Origin of the sequence: Bradyrhizobium daqingense (assembly GCF_021044685.1) — a bacterium.
Classification (GTDB): Bacteria; Pseudomonadota; Alphaproteobacteria; order Rhizobiales; family Xanthobacteraceae; genus Bradyrhizobium; species Bradyrhizobium daqingense.
In genome coordinates this window covers 2,467,281-2,485,141 of the sequence record NZ_CP088014.1, presented here as the reverse complement: position 1 = coordinate 2,485,141, position 17,861 = coordinate 2,467,281, and the positions used below count along the sequence as shown (strand labels likewise).

14 protein-coding genes and 1 pseudogene are annotated in these 17,861 nt (G+C 65.9%); 1 reads left to right on the top strand and 14 read right to left on the bottom strand.

The window, feature by feature from the left end:
- The 5 genes from LPJ38_RS11885 to LPJ38_RS11865 all read right to left on the bottom strand — a co-directional run bounded on the left by LPJ38_RS11885 (position 1) and on the right by LPJ38_RS11865 (position 7,279).
- A complete protein-coding gene (locus LPJ38_RS11885; protein WP_145632783.1) occupies positions 1-2,085 on the bottom strand; it encodes a hydantoinase/oxoprolinase family protein in 2,085 nt (694 codons plus the stop codon).
- 141 nt (positions 2,086-2,226) lie between these two features.
- Positions 2,227-3,048: an NAD-dependent protein deacetylase gene (locus LPJ38_RS11880; RefSeq protein ID WP_145632786.1), complete on the bottom strand. Its 822-nt coding sequence runs from the start codon at positions 3,046-3,048 to the stop codon at positions 2,227-2,229.
- Positions 3,049-3,122: 74 nt separating this feature from the next.
- The gene (locus LPJ38_RS11875; RefSeq protein WP_145632789.1) at positions 3,123-4,922 is read right to left on the bottom strand and encodes a cation:proton antiporter domain-containing protein; all 1,800 of its coding nucleotides are present in this window, start codon (positions 4,920-4,922) and stop codon (positions 3,123-3,125) included.
- Between the two features lie 128 nt (positions 4,923-5,050).
- Positions 5,051-5,887: an SDR family oxidoreductase gene (locus tag LPJ38_RS11870; protein ID WP_145632792.1), complete on the bottom strand. Its 837-nt coding sequence runs from the start codon at positions 5,885-5,887 to the stop codon at positions 5,051-5,053.
- 72 nt (positions 5,888-5,959) lie between these two features.
- On the bottom strand, positions 5,960-7,279 hold the full coding sequence (locus LPJ38_RS11865) for a solute carrier family 23 protein (RefSeq protein WP_145632795.1): 1,320 nt from the start codon (positions 7,277-7,279) through the stop codon (positions 5,960-5,962).
- 141 nt (positions 7,280-7,420) lie between these two features.
- On the opposite strand from LPJ38_RS11865, the gene LPJ38_RS11860 reads away from it, so the two are divergent.
- On the top strand, positions 7,421-8,755 hold the full coding sequence (locus LPJ38_RS11860) for a dicarboxylate/amino acid:cation symporter (RefSeq protein WP_145632798.1): 1,335 nt from the start codon (positions 7,421-7,423) through the stop codon (positions 8,753-8,755).
- Positions 8,756-8,938: 183 nt separating this feature from the next.
- Here LPJ38_RS11860 and LPJ38_RS11855 read toward each other — a convergent pair whose 3' ends face one another.
- From LPJ38_RS11855 to LPJ38_RS11815, 9 genes and pseudogenes are all read right to left on the bottom strand, one after another.
- On the bottom strand, positions 8,939-10,549 hold the full coding sequence (locus LPJ38_RS11855) for an ABC-F family ATP-binding cassette domain-containing protein (RefSeq protein WP_145632801.1): 1,611 nt from the start codon (positions 10,547-10,549) through the stop codon (positions 8,939-8,941).
- 168 nt (positions 10,550-10,717) lie between these two features.
- A complete protein-coding gene (locus LPJ38_RS11850) occupies positions 10,718-11,065 on the bottom strand; it encodes a RidA family protein (protein ID WP_145632804.1) in 348 nt (115 codons plus the stop codon).
- A gap of 15 nt (positions 11,066-11,080) precedes the next feature.
- A pseudogene (locus LPJ38_RS11845) lies at positions 11,081-12,201 on the bottom strand (NAD(P)/FAD-dependent oxidoreductase).
- A complete protein-coding gene (locus LPJ38_RS11840; RefSeq protein ID WP_145632807.1) occupies positions 12,198-13,616 on the bottom strand; it encodes an FAD/NAD(P)-dependent oxidoreductase in 1,419 nt (472 codons plus the stop codon). Before LPJ38_RS11840 ends, LPJ38_RS11845 begins: the two are co-directional and overlap by 4 nt.
- Positions 13,613-13,909, bottom strand: coding sequence for a (2Fe-2S)-binding protein (locus LPJ38_RS11835; RefSeq protein WP_063694135.1), 297 nt, complete (start codon positions 13,907-13,909; stop codon positions 13,613-13,615). The genes LPJ38_RS11840 and LPJ38_RS11835 overlap by 4 nt, the downstream gene beginning before the upstream one ends.
- 27 nt (positions 13,910-13,936) lie before the next feature.
- Positions 13,937-15,133 carry an NAD(P)/FAD-dependent oxidoreductase gene (locus tag LPJ38_RS11830; RefSeq protein ID WP_231088613.1) on the bottom strand — a complete coding sequence of 399 codons (1,197 nt, stop codon included), beginning with the start codon at positions 15,131-15,133 and terminating at the stop codon, positions 13,937-13,939.
- Positions 15,134-15,141: 8 nt separating this feature from the next.
- Positions 15,142-15,948, bottom strand: coding sequence for an ABC transporter permease (locus LPJ38_RS11825; RefSeq protein ID WP_145632810.1), 807 nt, complete (start codon positions 15,946-15,948; stop codon positions 15,142-15,144).
- Entirely contained in the window at positions 15,945-16,820 is an 876-nt protein-coding gene (locus LPJ38_RS11820; RefSeq protein ID WP_145632812.1) for an ABC transporter permease, read from the bottom strand. Before LPJ38_RS11820 ends, LPJ38_RS11825 begins: the two co-directional genes overlap by 4 nt.
- Positions 16,817-17,857, bottom strand: a complete 1,041-nt coding sequence (locus LPJ38_RS11815) for an ABC transporter ATP-binding protein (protein ID WP_145632815.1) — start codon at positions 17,855-17,857, stop codon at positions 16,817-16,819. Before LPJ38_RS11815 ends, LPJ38_RS11820 begins: the two co-directional genes overlap by 4 nt.
- Positions 17,858-17,861 lie beyond the last annotated feature (4 nt).

Sequence of the window (17,861 nt, the reverse complement as noted above, 5' to 3'; positions counted from 1 at the left end):
TCAGGCCGCCTTCCGTTCCATGACGATGCTGCCAGCACCGTCGATATGGGCGTCGAAACTGGTGGAGACGAAGGTCGAGGTTTCGTCCTCCGCGATCACGGCCGGGCCGGCAATGGTCGCGCCCGGCGCCATGTCCTCGCGGCGATAGAGCGGGATCTCGATCACCTCGCCTGCGCGGCCGTCGAAGAATTTGCGACTGCCGATGGCCTTTGCCGCCGGCTTGCGCGCGACGGCCGCAACAGCAGATGGATTACGCGCCTCCGTCGTAGCGAGCACCGACCAGCTCAGCACCTCGATCGCGGCGCCCGGGATCGGCCGCTCGAACATCGCGGTATAATCCGCCTCGAACTTCTGGCGCAGGCCGGCGAGATCGGCCGTGGTCAGCCGCCGGTTCGGCAGCTCGACCGAGATCTCGTGGCCCTGGCCGACATAGCGCATGAAGGCGGCGCGGCGCTCGCGCACCGGCGCGCCGGCGGCACCCGGCTCGACCAGCGCGCGCGCTTCGCTCGCCATCTCCTGCAGCAGATCGGAGACCGCCTCGGTGTCGAAATCATCGAGGCGGACATGACGGCTGCGCACCAGCTCATAGGCGATCGGCGCGGCAAGAAAGCCGACGGCCGAGCCGACACCGGCATTGGACGGCACGATCACGCGGGAGACGCCGATCTTCTCGGCAACGCGCGCCGCATGCAGCGGCGCGGCGCCGCCGAACGCGATCAGCGTGTGCTGGCCGACCACGGCGCCGCGCTCGACGGCGTGCACGCGCGCCGCGCTCGCCATGTTCTCGCAGACGACTTCGTGCACGGCATAGGCCGCGGTTTCCGCCGACAGGCCGAGCGGCGCACCGACGTCGCGCAGCAGCGCCTGTTTCGAAAGCTCCGGATCGAGCTTGATCGTGCCGGCCGCAAAGGCATCGGGATCGATCATGCCGAGCGCAACGTCCGCATCCGTCACCGCCGGACGCTGGCCGCCGCGGCCGTAGCAGGCAGGTCCCGGCTCCGATGACGCACTCTCCGGCCCCACGGTGACGCGCTTCATCGCATCGACATGCGCGATCGAGCCGCCGCCGGCGCCGATCTCGACCATCTCGATCACGGGGATGCGCACCGGCAGACCGGAGCCCTTGAGGAAGCGGGCAGCGCGATCGACCTCGAACACGCGCGAAGTCTCGGGCTGATACTTCTCGATCAGGCAGATCTTCGCCGTGGTGCCGCCCATGTCGAAGGACAGCACCTTGCTCTCGCCAAGACGCGCGGCGATCTGCGCCGCGAAGATCGCACCGCCGGCCGGACCGGATTCGACGAGACGCACCGGAAAACGCCGCGCCGTCTCGATGGACGTCACGCCGCCGCCCGACGTGACGAGATAGATCGCACCGCGGAACTGCTCCACCTGCAAGGCGTCCGCCATGCGAGCGAGATAGCCGTCGATCAGGGGTTGCACATAGGCGTTGGCAACCGCAGTGGAGGTGCGCTCATATTCGCGGATCTCCGGACACACCGCCGACGACACGGTGACGGCGATGCCGGGCATCTCTTCGCTGATGATCGCAGCCGTGCGCCGCTCGTGCTCGGGATTGGCATAGGAGTGCAGGAAGGCGATCGCGACACTCTCGACGCCTTGTTCACGCAATTTAGGCGCGAGTGCGCGCACCGCCGCTTCGTCGAGCGGGAGCCGGACGGCGCCGTGCGCGTCGATACGCTCGGGCACGGTGAAGCGGAGGCTGCGCGGCGCCAGCGGCTTCGGCTTGTCGATGCTGAGATCATATTGGTCGTAGCGGCTCTCGGTGCCGATATCGAGCACGTCGCGAAAGCCGTCCGTCGCGATCAGCGCGGTTTTCGCGCCGCGGCGCTCGATGATGGCGTTGGTGGCGAGCGTGGTGCCGTGAATGAAGACGTCGATGTCGCTGATATGCGCGCGCGCATCAGTGAGGATGAGGCGCATCCCCTCCAGCACCGCCTGCTCGGGCCGCTGCGGCGTCGTCAGCACCTTGCGTGTCTTGCGATCCTGCCCCACGTCCAGCACGATGTCGGTGAACGTGCCACCGATATCGACAGCAAGCCGTACCTCGGCTCCCTCAAGCATTCCAAATTCTCCGCGCTGATCGTCAAGACTGAGGTCGAAAGCGCAGCAATTTCCATGCCATGGACGACGAGGACAACGCCGCGCCCGGCTATTCTGCTCGGCACCTATGCAATAGGCAAGACGTGTTCGTGGTCGAGGCGATCAGAGCAGGAATGCGAGCGCCGCCTCGCAGCGCTCCTCGACCTTCAGCGTCAGCAGATCGTCCGCGCGGGTGCGGCCGAGATTGACTGCCGCAATCGGAATGTTGCGCTGCGCGGCAGCCTGCACGAAGCGAAATCCGGAATAGACCATCAAGGAGGAGCCGACGACGAGCATGGCGTCGGCCTGCGCCAGATGATCCCGCGCAGTGGCGACGATGTCGCGCGGGACGTTCTCGCCGAAGAACACCACGTCGGGCTTGAGGATGCCGCCGCAGGCTTCGCAAGCCGGCACCTGGAAGGACGAAAAATCCTCGTGCTCTAGATCCGCGTCGCCGTCGGGTGCATCGGCGGCATCGAGTGTCAGCCACGCCGCATTCGCGCGGCCAAGCGCGTGCTGAAACTCATCGCGCGGCGTCTTCGCGCCGCAGCCCATGCAGCGGACCAGATCGAGCCGGCCGTGCAGGTCGATCACCTGCCGGTGGCCTGCAGACTGATGCAGCCGGTCGACGTTCTGCGTCAGCAGCATCCCGCACCGACCGCTCGCCTCGAGCCGTGCCAGCGCATGATGCGCATCGTTCGGCAGCGCCTGGCCGAACCGCCGCCAGCCGATCAGGCTACGCGCCCAATAGCGCCGGCGCGTATGCTCGTCCGACATGAAGGCCTGGAAATTGACTGGCTGGGTTCGCTTCCAGTTGCCGTGGCTGTCGCGATAATCGGGGATGCCCGAATTGGTGCTGCAGCCGGCGCCGGTCAGCACGAACAGGCGTTCGTGCCGGCCGATGAAATCCTGAAGCGGAGGGGTTGCCGGAGGAGCATTCGTCATGGCGCATGATGTAGGTCGTGCGGGCTCGTTTTGCCAGATCAAGGCCAATGCGCATGGCGGGCCCGCATAGCCCGCTATCGCGGGGATCGCCGCCCCGTCAGATCGAGCGGGCGAGGCTTCTCCTGTCCAGCCTTGCGAGCGGCTTGCTGCAGCGTCAGCCGGAATTCGTCCCGCTTCTCGTGCACCGAGGCGATCGCATGACCGACCGCAACGCCGAGACCGACCAGCGCGGCCTCGGAAAGCTGCAGGCTCGCCTCGATGGTTTCGGGCACCGCATCGGTTACGCCGATCGCATAGAGATGGCGGGCATGATCAGCATCCCGCGCACGGGAAACGATCAGCACATCCGGGCGCACCGCGCAGATCCGCTCGACGACGGCATCGATCGCCGGCCGCGACTGAATGGTGATGATCACGCCGGTGGTCTGCATCAGGCCGCAGGCTTCGAGGAAGCCCGGCTCTGTCGCATCACCGAAATAGACCTTGTGACCGTCGCGGCGGTCGCGCGCCACGGCGATCGCGTCATGATCGACCGCGATGTAGTCCAGGCCATGGCTGGTCAGCAGGGAGCAGACGACCTTCCCGACGCGGCCGTAGCCGACCACGATAGCCTGCGCCCGATCACCGGGCGGCCGAACCGCCAGTTCGGGATCGGGCGAGCGCTCGGGACTTAGCTTCGCAGCCAATCGTCGTCCGAGCATGCCCAGAAACGGCGTCGAGGCCATCGTCACCGCGGTGACGGCGACGGCGAAGCTCGACACGCGAGGCTCGATCAGGCCAGCGGCCACCGCCATTCCGATGCTGACGAAAGCGAATTCGCCAACGGGACCCAGCAGAAAGCCGATCTCGACCGCCGCCGGCCATGACAGCCTGAAGAGGCGCCCCAGGATGATGAGCACAATCGCCTTGCCGGCGACAATGCCGATAACCGCGGCCAGCAGCCAACCCGGGTCGCGCATGAACACGCGGAAGTCGATGGCCATGCCGACGGTGAAGAAGAAGATGCCGAGCAGCAGGCCCTTGAACGGCTCGACGGTGGCCTCGATGGCCTTGCCATACTCGGTCTCCGCTAGCATCAGTCCCGCAACGAATGCCCCGAGCGCCATCGACAGGCCGGCCTGGTGCGCGGCAAGCCCTGCGCCGACGACGACGAACAAGGTCGCGGCGACAAACAATTCCGTCGAATGGGTGCCCGCAACCATCTGGAACAGCGGGCGCATCAACAGCCGTCCGACCAGAGTGAGGAAAGCGACCGCCAATGCAGCCTTCAAGACCGCACTGGAAATGTGCGCCACGACGGAGCCGCCGCTGTCTGCGCCGAGCACCGAGACGAAAACCAGAATGGGAACCACTGCAAGATCCTGTGCCAGCAGCACCGAGAAGCTGGCACGCCCGGCGGTCGTGGAAAGCCGCCTCTCAGCGGACAGGAGCTCGAGCACGATCGCGGTGGAGGACAGCGCAAGGCTCGCGCCGAGGATCACGGCCGTATCGGAGCTCTGTCCGGAGAGCAGCGCGGCGCCGAAAATCAGGGCTGAGGTGACCAGAACCTGCAGGCCGCCGAGCCCGAACACCAGGCGCCGCATCGTCACGAGCCGTCTGAAGGACAGCTCGAGCCCGATCAGGAACAGCAGGAACACGATGCCGAGATTGGCGATCCCCTCGACATTCTGCGCGTCCGCCACCGTGAACCAGTACAGGAACGGAAGGTCCTTGACGAGCGAGCCGAGCCCGAGCGGGCCGAGGATGGCGCCGGCGCCGAGATAGCCGAGGACCGGATTGATGCCCCAATGGCGGACGATCGGCACCACGACGCCGGCCGTGCCGAGGACCACCAGCGCGTCGCTATAGGCATTGATGTTGATGGTTGTGGTCACGAGCCCTTCACGTGTCGGCGTCTGCCAATAACGGCAGCGTCGTCCACGGTCGATAGCACACGGCGCCGCAGAGGCCCAACCGGGCCCGAACCACTATCCCGCGCGGAGGGCGTCCCCCAAGCCGGTTTTCAGCTCGCCCAGTTCTCCCGAAACTCTGGAAACAGCGTCAGGCCTCCGCAGGCATAGAGGGTCTGCCCGGTGATGTAGCTGGCGTCGTCCGAGGCGAGGAAAGCGAACACGGCGGCAATCTCCTCCGGCGTGCCGACGCGCCCCATGGGGATGTGGGAGGTGACGACGCCCCGCTTTTCGGGATCGCCGGTCCAGGCCGCGTTGATCGGCGTGTCGATCGCGCCGGGACCAACCGCATTGACGCGGATGCCCTGGCCGGCGAATTCGAGCGCCAGCGTGCGCGTCAGATTGGCCATGCCGCCCTTGCTGATGGAATAAGCGAGATAGCCGGGCTTGGGAATGATCTGGTGCACGCTGGAGCAATTGATGATGCTGCCGCCTCCGCCGCGCGCGACGAAATGCGCGAGCGCCTTCTGCGCGCACAGCACCGCGCCATTGAGGTTGACGTCGATGATGCGGCGATAGGTTTCGACGTCGAGCGCGTCGCTCGGCGATTCCCGCTGGAAGCCGGCATTGTTGACGAGACAGTCCAGGCGCTTCCAACGCGAAAGGATGGTCTCGAACATCGCGGCGATGTCCTGCTCGTTGCCGACATCGGCCTTGACCACGACATGGTCGAGCCTGCCATGGCCGCGGTCGGCGGCTGCCGTTCGTGCGAGCGCGAGCGTCTCGTCGGCCCCTTCAGGGCTGCCGAAATAATTGATAGCGACGGTCGCCCCTTCCTGGGCAAGCCGGACGGCAACGGCACGGCCGATGCCTTGGGAGGCGCCGGTCACCAATGCGTGTTGGCCGACGAGACGCGAGGGAAAGGAGCTTGAGCGATCGGTTTGCGGCATGAGAGATCTCCGGGGGATGCGTGATCATCGACGGAAACGGCGTTTTGTTCCATCCCTCAACGCATTGTGCACTCAGTCGGCGTGCTGGGCGCGAGTCAGGGTCAGGATCTGGTAGAATATGATGGCGCCGAAGGTTGCCGTGCCGATGCCGCCGATCGTGAATGCACCGAATTTGAGCGTGAGATCGCCGGCGCCCGCAATGAGCGCCACCGCGACGGTAATCAGGTTCGCGGGATCTGCAAAGTCGACCTTGTTCTCGACCCAGATCCGGCCGGCCATCGCCGCAATCAAACCGAACAGCACGATCGAGAGGCCGCCGATGACGGGGCCCGGGATCGACAGGATCAGCGCGCCGAATTTCGGCGAGAAGCCGAGCAGGATCGACACAAGGGCCGCGAAGGCGAACAGCAGGGTGGAGTAGACCTTCGTCGCCGCCATGACGCCGATGTTCTCGGCATAGGTGGTCACACCGGTGCCGCCGCCGCTGGCGGCCACGATGGTCGCAAGGCTGTCGGCGAACAGGGCGCGGCCGAGATAGCGATCGAGGCTCCGGCCCGTCATGGCACCGACGGCCTTGATGTGCCCGAGATTCTCGGCGACGAGGATGACCGCAACGGGCGCAATCAGGAAGATGGCATCGGCCTGGAATGTCGGCGTGGTGAAGTTGGGCAGACCGAACCACGGCGCGGCCGAGAGTGGCGCGAAGTCGATCGGCTTGCCGAAACCGAAGCCGTTCGCGAACACCAGGTACAACAGATATCCGCCGATCGCGCCGACAATGATCGGCAGCCGGCGCCACAGGCCTGGCGCTGCAACGGCTACCACGCCGATGATCAGAACGGTCGCAAGCCCGATCCAGGTGTCGAATGCGCCGGCGCTCACCGCCTTCACCGCCACGGGCGCGAGGTTGAGGCCGATCGCGGCGACCACGGCGCCGGTGACGGCCGGCGGCAGCAGCCTCTCGACCCAGCCGACCCCCGACCACATCACGACCAGCGCAATCAGGCCGTACAGCACGCCGGCTCCGACGATGCCGCCGAGCGCCACCGAGACGTTCGGGTTCGGCCCCTGTCCGGCATAGCCGGTGGCGGCAATGACGACGGCGATGAATGCGAAGCTAGAGCCGAGATAGCTCGGCACGCGCCCGGCGACGATGACGAAGAAGATCAGTGTGCCGACGCCGGAGAACAGCACCGCAACATTGGGATCGAACCCCATCAGCAGCGGCGCGATGATGGTCGAGCCCGACATTGCGACGCAATGCTGGAGACCGGAGACGACGGTCTGGCCCCAGGACAGCCGCTCCTCCGGCATGATCACGCCCGAGGTCTTGAGCTTCCAGCGCGGAAAATAGCTTTCCGCTTGCTCGTCCGAGGCGATTGCAGTCGGCACGTTTCCCCCAGTTCCGGTGCAGCGATTGATCTTCGTGCGATCCGACAAAAATGTGATTGTCACTTCTGCGGCGGCCATCACATGGTGCAAATCAAGCAGGAGCCAAATCCTGCAAGATCAATGCGTTCCGGGGCCTACAATATGACACAAGTCGCGATCCAGCCAGCAATCCTCCGCCGGCGCCAGCCCTGGTACAAGATTCTCTACATCCAGGTCCTGATCGCGATCGCGCTCGGCGTGCTCATCGGCTACCTCTATCCGGATCTCGGCAAGGCCTTGAAGCCGATCGGCGACGGTTTCATCGCGCTGATCAAGATGATGATCGCACCGGTGATCTTCTGCACCGTGGTGCACGGCATCTCCTCGATGGGCGACCTCAAGCGGGTCGGGCGGGTCGGGCTGAAGTCGCTGATCTATTTCGAGACGGTCTCGACTGTCGCTCTCGCGGTCGGCCTCCTGGTCGGCGAGATTCTCCAGCCTGGGCACGGCTTCAACATCGATCCCGCTACGATCGATCCAAAATCGGTGGCGACCTACGTCACCAAGGCCCACGAAGAGGGCATCGTCGCCCATCTGATGGCGATCATTCCCGACAGCTATCTGGGCGCGATCGCGCGGGGCGATTTGCTTCAGGTGCTGCTGATCTCGATCCTGTCGGGCTTCGCCATCGCCTTCCTCGGCAAGGCCGGCGAGCCCATCGCGGACGCGATCGACAAGGCCGCGAAGATGTTCTTCGGCATCATCCGCATCATCGTGCGCGTCGCCCCGATCGGCGCCTTCGGCGCGATGGCGTTCACCGTCGGCGCCTACGGTCTCGGCTCGCTGCTCAACCTCGCCGCCCTGATCGGCACGTTCTACCTGACCAGCATGCTGTTCGTCTTGGTCGTGCTCGGCGCCATCGCCCGGCTCTCCGGCTTCTCGATCCTGCGCTTCATCGCCTACATCAAGGACGAGCTGCTGATCGTGCTCGGCACCTCGTCCTCGGAGACGGTGCTGCCGCAGATGATCCAGAAGATGGAGCATCTCGGCGCCTCGCGCTCGGTGGTCGGCCTCGTCATTCCCACCGGTTACAGCTTCAATCTCGACGGCACCAATATCTACATGACGCTGGCGACGCTGTTCCTAGCACAGGCGACCAATACCCATCTGACCATCTGGCAGGAGCTCGGCATCCTCGGCATCGCCATGATCACCTCGAAGGGCGCCTCCGGCGTCACCGGCGCCGGCTTCATCACGCTCGCCGCGACGCTCTCCATCGTCCCTGACATCCCGATCCAGTCGATCGCGATCCTGGTCGGCATCGACAAGTTCATGAGCGAATGCCGTGCGCTGACCAATCTGATCGGCAACGGCGTCGCCTGCGTCGTCATCAGCATCTCCGAAGACGAGCTCGATCGCGACGCGCTGCACGAGACCATGGCCCACCCGCTGGAGATGGGCGAAGCCCTGGAGCCTGGCGGTGGCACCGCCTCGTAGTCGCGCGGCAGAACTCCGGTTCCATTCCAGTGCGGTAGTTTCCCGGAGTAGAAAATTGACGCAGCACGAGTCACAACAATGGCGTTGGGATCACGGATTGATACTCAGTTTTTCCGCCCGACGCGCTGGGGGCAGGGCGTCGGGCTTTTGATATTCTCCACCACATTTTGACCGGGGGTGAGATCAGATGATCTCACCATTGGCGCGCATCCCGGCGGCAAGATCGAGCCGTCGCGTAATTCGGATCGCCTGCAGGAACGCCTGGTCGTGGCTGACGACAAGCAGCGCGCCGTCATAGGCCCTCAAGCCAGCTTCAACGGCTTCGGTGGACTCGATGTCGAGATGATTGGTCGGCTCGTCCAGGATCAGCAGGGATGGCGGCCTCGTCCCGCCCAGCACGCAGGCTAGCCCCGCACGGAACACTTGGCCGCCGCTCAGGCTGCCGACGACCTGCAACGCTGCATCGGCGCGAAACATGAACCGGGCCAGCGCGGCATGGCACGCATTGGTGCCCGCCGCTGGATTGAGACGGCCGAAGTTCTCCAGGATCGATAAGGCGGGATCGAGCAGGCTGACTTTCTGGTCGAACAGCGCGAAATCGGGCCTGACCCGCACGGTGCCCACAATTGGGCGCAACTCGCCGGCGATCAGCTTCAGCAGCGTCGACTTGCCCGAGCCGTTGGGCCCGACCAACGCGACACGCTCCGGCCCGACCATCGTGAACGACAGATCGCGGAAGACCGGCTGCTCCGGCCGATAGCCGGCGCTGACGCCGTCGAGCCAAAGCACTTCCCGGCCCGCTGGCAGGCCAGTCACAGGTAGCTTTACCGACAGCGGCTGAAGCACTTCGATGCGGCGGCGTGCCGTATCGACGGCGTCGAGCGCGTCCGCGCGCCGCCGCTCGGCGATTTGCGCATTCTTGCCGCCGGTATCCTCGCTGCGGTCCCTGCGTGCACCGGCCAGGATGCGCGGCATGTCACCTTTCGCCCCCTTCTTCCTGCCACCGCTGTCCTTGCGCGCTTTCCGCTCGGCGGCCTCCTGGGCCTTGCCGTCGATCTCAGACAGGCGCCGCTCGGCATGCGCGAGATCGTGTCTCACGGCCGCGAGCTCGACGGCTTTCTGCGCGCGAAAACTGCTCCAATTGCCGCCGTATCGTGTTGCGCCCAGCGACGTCAGCTCGACGATCGCATCCATCGTTTCGAGCAAGTTCCGGTCGTGGCTGACGACGATTGCGCCGCCGCGCCAGCCGGCGAGGAGATCGGTCACCGCCTTGCGTCCGTCCCGGTCGAGATTGTTGGTGGGCTCGTCGAGCAGCAGGAAGTCGGGCTCGGCAAACACAAGTGCGGCAAGACGAACGCGCGTGATCTGGCCGCCGGACAGGCGCGACAGCTGCGTCTCGGGAGAAGGGTTGAAGCCGAGGCGCGCCAGCGCGGCCTGAAGCCGCGCTTCGAGCGTCCAGTCGATCGCGGCGATGTCGTCAGCCGAGGCGTCGCCCCGCTCCGCACGGCGCATCAGCTCCAGGGCCTGCCGCACGCTGAACAGATCAGCCACCGTGCTATCTGCGGGCGGTTGAACGTCCTGGCGCAACAGGCCGATGGTGCCATTGATCAGAACACGCCCGGACTGGGGAACATGCTCGCCCAGGATCGACGCAAGCAGCGTCGTCTTGCCGACGCCGTTGCGGCCGACGAGACCGGTGCGCTCGGCAGCGAAAGTCAGATCGATGCTTGAAAGAAGAGAACGGCCGTCAGGCGTGGACAGCGAGAGGTTCGACAGGATGATTGAAGCAGGCATGGAATTCCCCGTGAGCAAGGCGGATGGGCGTTGCGGTCGGGGTAGAATCCATGGCTGCGAAGTTCCTGATTGAGAGCCCTCTAACTAGTCCTGCAAAGGCGCAAGATCAAGCCGCTGTTCGAGGGAACGACAGCGCCGCGGAAAGCGCTGTCGTCGATAGGCCGGCGATCAGCCCTTGAGCGCGGTGACCACCACCTCGATCAGCGCGCTGCCGCCGAGATCGGCGACGCCGACGGTGGCGCGGGTCGGCAGATTGTCGCCGAAGAACTCGGTCCAAGCCGCGTCCATCTCCTTCTTCTTGGAGAGGTCCGTGACGAAGATCGATGCGCTGACAACGCGTGACTTGTCGGTTCCGGCTTCCTTCAGATAACCGGCGATCTTGCCGAGGATGTTTCGGGTCTGCTCGCCCATCGAGACCGACGTGTCGTCGGCAATGGTGCCGCCGAGGAAGACGAAGCCGTTGGCTTCGACGGCGCGGTGCATGATCGGCGTGCGGATGCTGCGGCTGATGCTCATGATGTCCTCTTGTTGTTAGAGCGTGGTGGGATGGAAGCGGTCGATGCCGAGATCGCTGATTCGGGTCTGGGTGCCGCCATTGACGATCAGCTCCGCCATGACGGCGCCGGCGCCGGGGCCGAGCTGGAAGCCGTGCAGCGAGAAGCCGAACTGGTGATAGAGACCTTTGTGACGGCTGCTGGGTCCGAACACGGGGATGTCGTCCTTCATCTTGGCTTCGATGCCGGCCCAGGCGCGCACGATGGTGGCGCTGCGCATCACCGGGAACAGCTCGAACAGGTCTGCGCGCTGGTCGCAAGGCTTTTCCAGTCCAGCACCGTCTCGTTGCGGTCCTGATAGGGCGTCGCCAGATGGCCGCCGCCGATCAGAACGGTGCCGTTGGAGAACTGCTTGAAGGACAATTTGCGCCCGCGCAGGATCACGACGGGATCGATGAAGTGCGGCACGCGCGAGGTGATCATCAGCATCGGCGCCACGGTCTCGACCGGAACCGGCTCGCCGAGCGCGGCCGCGATTGTCCCGGCCCAAGCACCGGCAGCATTGACGAGCACCGGCGCGGCAAAAGTGTCCGCGCCGACGTCGACGTGCCAGAGGCCGCCGCTGTGACGGATATTGCCGGCCGCGACGCCCTCGCGCACGGTCGCACCTAACTGTTCGGCCTTGCGACGGAACGCCGTCGTGGTCTGCGCCGGATTGGCCGCGCCGTCGCGGCGCGAGACCACGCCGCCGGGGCAGGTCTCGGCAACCGCCGGAACGAGACGGCGCAGTTCAGCCGCGTCGATCAGCTCCTCATGGGTGAAGCCGAGCGCGTTGAGCTCGGCCACGCGCGTCCGGCAAACCGCAAGCTCCTCCTCGTTCTCCGCGACCAGCACCTGGCCGTGGCTCTCGAAGCTGCAATCGTCGTCGAGGAGATCGCCGATCTTCTCCCAGATCCCCATCGAACGGATCGACAGCGGGATCTCGGGGATGTGCCGCGCGAGCTGGCGCACGCCGCCGGCATTGACGCCGGAGGCGTGCCGCCCGGCATAGTCCTTCTCGATCAGCACCGGTTTCAAGCCGGCGAGGCACAGATGCAGCGCCGTCGAGCATCCGTGGATGCCGCCGCCGACGACGATCGCATCCACGTTCCTGGTCATCCGCGCACCACCGCCTTGACGTCCGCCTCGCTCTTGGGAACGGCGGCGAGCTCGGCGAGCGTGATCGGCTTCACCGGCGCGCGCAGCCTATAGTAGCCGATCTCCTGCGGCGTCTTCCCACGCGCCTGCGCCATCAGCTCGGTGACGGTGAGACCGCAGAGCCGGCCCTGGCACGGGCCCATGCCGGTGCGGCGATAGGCCTTGAGTTGGTTCGGTCCCGTCGCGCCGATCGCGACGGAATCGAGAATGTCCTTTGCCGTCACCTCCTCGCAGCGACAGACGATGGTATCGCCCGAGGGAATGCGGAACTGCGGCGACGGGCGGAACAGCGTGTCGAGGAAGACGCGGCCGCGCTCGGCCTTGGCGAGATCAGCGCGCAACGTTGCCATCGGCGCGAGCTTCGCGGCGGCCGCTGGCGCCAGGGCTTCCACCGCTGCGCGCGCAGCAATCCGCCCGCGCACCACGGCGGCATTGGCGCCACCAATGCCGGCGCCATCGCCGGCGATCGCGATGCCTGCGACCGACGATTCGCCGCTCGCGTCCAGCACCGGCGACCAGCACAATTGCAGATCGTCCCAACGGTGCTCGACGCCGGCCGCCATCGCCAGATTGACGTTGGGCACGACGCCCTGATGCAGCAACAGCAGATCAGCGGGGATGGTCTCGCGGTGGCCACCAGCGACATAGCTCACATTCGCCAGCTGGCCGTCGCCGGATGCGGCGAGATCGGTGACGGCGGAGACCACCTGCACCTTCGCCTTCACCTCGCGCATCATCGACAGGCCCTTGGCAAAATAGGGCGAGGTCAGGAAGCCGAAGGCATGCGGAAGCGCGGCGAAGTAATTGCCGCGCTCGGTGGTATCGAGGATGCGGTCGATGCGGCCACCGAGACGCAAAATCTGCGCGGCGAGCAGCCAGAGCAGCGGCCCCTGCCCCGCGATCACCGTGCGGCCGTCGGGCACCAGCGCCGATGACTTGAGCATGGTCTGCGCCGCGCCGGCGGTCATCACGCCCGGCAGCGTCCAGCCCGGTATCGGGAACGGCCGCTCCAGCGCGCCGGTCGCGAGGATCACGCGCTTCGCGTTGATGAACGCGGACGCGCTGCCGATCGACACGGCGATATCGAGGTTGCGATCGAGGCTCCAAACGGTGGCACGATGGATGACCTCGGCATTGCTCGCGCGCAACGCCTGCACGAGGTCGGCACCGGCCCAATAGTCCGCGCCGAGTTGATCGCGCTCCGTGACCGGCGTCGAGGAGATGGCGCGAAACACCTGGCCGCCGGGGCCGATGTTCTCCTCGAGCAGCAGCGTCGAAAGACCGGCTTCGGCGGATGTCGCTGCAGCGGCCAGGCCTGCCGGGCCGGCGCCGATCACCACGACGTCATAGGCTTCGCGCTTGGGAGCCACACTCATCTTCCGATCTCCCGCTTGCCCTTCTGGATCTCGACTTGCATGCCCTCGGCGACGGGCACGAGGCAGCCCTGGCGGTTGCCGACGCCATCGATGGTGACGAGGCAGTCGAAGCACACGCCCATCATGCAATAGGGCAGCCGCGGCGCGCCGCTCACCGCAGTCGAGCGTCGCGCGTCAACGCCGGAGGCCAATAGCGCCGCGGAAACGGTGTCGCCCTGGCGCGCCGCGACGGCAACGCCGTCGACGAAGATCTGCACCTGAGGACGCTTGTCCTGTTCGGATCGTCTAAACATGGATGCCTCTTGGCTCCTTCAATATCGCTAATAGCCGCTGTTGTTCGCAGCGCCCACGCCGCCGAAGCGGCTCGCAGAGAACGCGCCGACCAGCTTCGGCTCCAGCGCGCCCTGCACCACCATGCGCGCGATCTCGAAGGCGTGGTTGGAGGCGAGCGTCACGCCGGAATGGCAGCAGGCGACGAAGGCGCCGGGATGCGTCTCCGACTGGTCGTAGATCGGAAAGCCGTCCTGCGGCATGACGCGGATGCCGGCCCAGCTCCTGACCACGTTGAGCCGCGACAGATGCGGGAACATGCGCTGGGCGCGATCGGTCATCACGGCGCTGATCGAGTGCTTCAGCGCGCGATCATCCAGCTCGTCCTCCTTGCTGTCGCCGATCATCACCGTGCCCTCGTCGGTCTGGCGGATCGTCGTCAGCGGATGCGGCAGGAACGGCATGGTGCGCTCGGTCACCACGATCTGGCCGCGCGTCGGCCCCATCGGCGCGTAAAGGCCGACCATCGGCGCCAGCGTCTGGTTGGCGTTGCCGGCGGCCAGCACGATCTTGGCGGCGCGCAGCTCGCCCTGCGGCGTGGTCAGGCGAAATTCGCCGCCGCTCTTGCTGATCGCCGAGACCGGACGCTCCGGAAAATAGTCGATGCCGAACACCTTGAAGCCGGTGTGGAACGCACGGAACGTGCGCAGCGAATTGACGTGACCATCGAGCGGACAATAGCTGCCGCCGGAGACCTCCGGCCCGATCAGCGGCAGCGCCTTCTTCACTTCGGAGGCGGGCAACATTTCCATCTTGTAGTCGGCGGCGCCGGCTTGGTTGTGCATGCGCTTGACGAGCTCGGTGCGCTGGCCGAATTCGTCTTCACCCAGCGTGAGGTGGAAGCCGCCGTTCTGCTGAAGCGAGACGTCGAGGCCGGTCTGTTGCTTCAGTTCGGAGGCAAGCCGGCCCCACGCTTGTGATGCCTGCACGGTCCACACGGTGTAGGCCGGCATGCCCAGGCCCTTGCTCTGGACCCAAACCAACGCAAAGTTCGCGCGGGAGGCGCGCTTGGTGATGTCGCCTTCGTCTAGCACGGCCACGCTCTTGCCGAGCCGGCCGAGGCCCCAGGCAATGGCGGAGCCGAGCAATCCGCCGCCGACCACGGCGACGTCATAGTCAGACTTCTGTTTTGACGCGTTTTCTCTACGCGAACCGGCGTCCACTTCGCTCGAAAACGCTTTAGGCATAGGTTCTCCTATCGTCCCGTATCGCCCTTGCCGGCGAGCACGCGGTCGAGTCCGTAGAAGCGGTCGAGCACAATGAGGGCGCCCATGGTGATCGCGATCACGCAAGCCGAGACCGACGTCACCAGCGGATCGATGTTGTCCTGGATGTAGAGGAACATGCGCACCGGCAATGTCTCCGCGCCCGGTGCCGCGAGGAAGACGGTCATGGTGAGATCGTCGAAGGACTGGATGAAGGCGAGCGCCCAGCCGCTGATGACACCGGGTAGGATCAGCGGCAGCGTCACGCGGCGGAACAGCGTCCAGCCGCCGGCGCCGAGCGAGACCGCCGCCATCTCGACCGTGCGGTCCATGCCGGTCGCGGCCGCCAGTGTCAGCCGCAGCGCGAACGGAAATACAATGATGACATGCGCAACGAGCAGCGCCACGAAGCTGCCCCCGAGCCCGGCGGAGGTGAAGAAGCGCAGGAAGGCGATGCCGAGCACGACATGCGGGATCATCAGCGGCGACAGGAACAGGGCTGCCAAGGCGTCGCGACCGCGAAAGCGATAGCGCGCGATCGCGAGCGCCGCCGGCACCGCGAACAGCAGCGCCACCAGGGACGACAGCGCGCCGAGCCCGAGGCTGACCCAGAAGGCGTGGACGAATTCCGGATAGTTCGCGATCGTCCTGAACCAGCGCAGCGAAAAGCCGTTGGTCGGCAGCGACAAATATCCCTCGGGCGTGAACGCGACCAGGCAAACCACCAGGATCGGCGCCACCATGACCACGACGAAGACGGCGTGGAAGATCAGGGCGAGCGGGCCGTTCCGTCTCATCGGAACACCTCCGCATAGCGGCGCTCGATCAGCGCGTTGCTGCCGACGACGATCAGCACAAGCGCGGCCAGCAGCAGCGTTGCGACGGCCGCACCGAGCGGCCAGTTCAGCGTGTTGAGGAATTCGTCATAGGCGAGCGTCGCCGCGACCTTGAGCCGGCGGCCGCCGATGATCGCCGGCGTCGCGAAGGCGCTGGCCGAGAGCGAGAACACGATGATGGCGCCCGACAGCACGCCGGGCATGATCTGCGGCATGATGATGCGGCGGATGATGGTCGCAGGATTCGCGCCGAGCGACATCGCGGCATTCTCGATCTGGGGATCGAGACGCTGCAAGGCCGCCCACACCGACAGCACCATGAACGGCATCATCACATGCGCGAGCGCGATCACCATGCCGGTTTCGGTGAACATGAAGGGAATCGGCGAGCCGATCACCCCGAGCGACATCAGGAGCTTGTTGACGAGCCCGTTGTTGCCGCCAAACAGCAGCGCCCAGCCCAGCGTGCGCGCCACCACGGAGATCAGCAGCGGCCCGAGAATGATCAGCAGGAAGAAGCTCTTCCAGCGGCCGCTCATACGGTTGAGGATGCAGGCTTCGGGCGCCCCGAACAAGGCCGTGAGCAGCGTGGTCAGGATCGCGATGCGAAACGTTCGCCAGAACATCTCGGCGTAATAGGGGTCGGTCGCGATCTCGTGCCAGTTCTTGAGGATGAAGACCGGCTCGATGCCCTTGTACTGGCCCCAATCATGGAACGACAGCATCACGGTCATCGCCAGCGGGATCAGCAGCACGCCGACGAACAGCATCAAAGCGGGCGCCGTCAGCGCCCATGGCGCACGCGTGCTGCGTTCCTCGGCGACCGCACTCATGCGCCGGCCCTTGCGCGCACGCTCATGTCCTCGGGCCGCCAGGCCAGGCGAACCGCCTCGCCTTCGGCCGGCTGCGTCTTGCCGTCGTTCTGCCGGATCACGATGGCCGGGCCGCACTCGCTCTCGCACTGGAACAGCCAGTGATTGCCCTGGAAGATGCGCGTGAGGATTTTTGCGTTGAGGCCCGCTTCGCCAAAGCCGATGCGCTCGGGGCGGATGCTGACGGTGACGGGACCATTGAGACCGGCCGGCGCCGGCGCCCTCCAGGAGCCCGCGGTCAATTGCGCCGGCGTCGCGGTCCGGTCGACCGTCGCGGCAAAATCGTTGGTCTTTCCGAGGAATTGCGAGACGAAAGCCGAGGCCGGCTTCTCGTAGGTCTCCTGCGGCGACCCGATCTGCTCGATCTTGCCCTGGCTCATCACCACGATGCGGTCGGACAGCGACATCGCCTCGTTCTGGTCGTGGGTGACCAGGATCGTGGTGGTGCCGATGGTGCGCTGGATCTGGCGCAGCTCGATCTGCATCTCCTCGCGCAGCTTTGCATCGAGATTGGACAGCGGCTCGTCGAGCAGCAGCACGCTCGGCTTGATCACCAGCGCGCGCGCCAGCGCCACGCGCTGCTGCTGGCCGCCGGACATCCGGCGCGGATGACGGTCCTCGTAGCCGGCAAGGCCCACCATCGCGAGCGCGGCACGGACGCGCTCGGCGCGCTCATTGCGCGGCACGTTACGCATTTCGAGACCGAAGGCGACATTCTCCGCCGCGGTCATGTGCGGAAACAGCGCGTAGCTCTGGAACACGATGCCGAGGCCGCGTTTGGCCGGAGGGATCGCGGTGAGATCCTTGCCCTCCAGGCGGATCGCGCCGCGCGTCGGGTCGAGGAAGCCCGCGATCATCTGCAACGTCGTGGTCTTGCCGCAGCCGGACGGGCCAAGGAAGGAGATGAATTCCCCCTTCCCCACCGACAGGCTGAAGTCGTCGACCACGGTCTGCGTGCCGAACTGCTTTGCGACCCGATCGAGCTCGAGATAGGCCATGCGC